Origin of the sequence: Streptomyces sp. NRRL WC-3549 (genome assembly GCF_000721935.1) — a bacterium.
GTDB lineage: Bacteria > Actinomycetota > Actinomycetes > Streptomycetales > Streptomycetaceae > Streptomyces.
This window is the reverse complement of sequence record NZ_KL585444.1, coordinates 3,750-4,266: the sequence shown is the minus strand read 5'-3', so window position 1 is coordinate 4,266 and position 517 is coordinate 3,750. Positions and strand designations below refer to the sequence as shown.

The window sequence follows — 517 nt, the reverse complement described above, 5'->3', positions numbered from 1 at the left end:
GTGTATAAGAGACAGGCCGAGGCCCGGCGGACGGCGCAGCGGATCGAGCTGAGCCAGGACGGTCCCGCAAGGCCCCCGCCGGACGTGTACGCGTACCGGTGGGGCCGCCTGCTGCCCTCTCCGTGATCGCCGACGCATTCATCCGATGAAACGTGTGCACGACTCTTCACCCGGGGAACGGGGCGACGCTACGATCGCGATGTCTTGGGAGCGCTCCCACCTGTGTGCCCTGTCCCCCCACCGCCTCCGTGGCGGTCCAGCTCGGAGAGGACGCTTCCGTGCGCTCAAGCACCAGACCCCTCGCCGCCCTCGTGGCGGCGCTCGCCCTGACCGTCGGGTTGTCGATCGCCGGTGGCCCGGCCGTGGCGCGCTCCGGTGTATAAGAGACAGGTCCACGGCGGCGGACACCTACACCTGGAAGAACGCCCGGATCGACGGAGGCGGGTTCGTCCCGGGGATCGTCTTCAACCGGTCCGAGAAGAACCTCGCCTACGCCCGCACCGACATCGGCGGCGCC

Annotated in this window: 1 protein-coding gene; it reads left to right on the top strand. The window is 69.8% G+C overall.

Going from position 1 to position 517, the window contains the following annotated elements:
• Window positions 1–199: 199 nt before the first annotated feature.
• Window positions 200–517, top strand: a 318-nt coding sequence (locus tag IH13_RS45370; RefSeq protein WP_234433488.1) for a hypothetical protein, incomplete at its 3' end; no start/stop codon positions are given.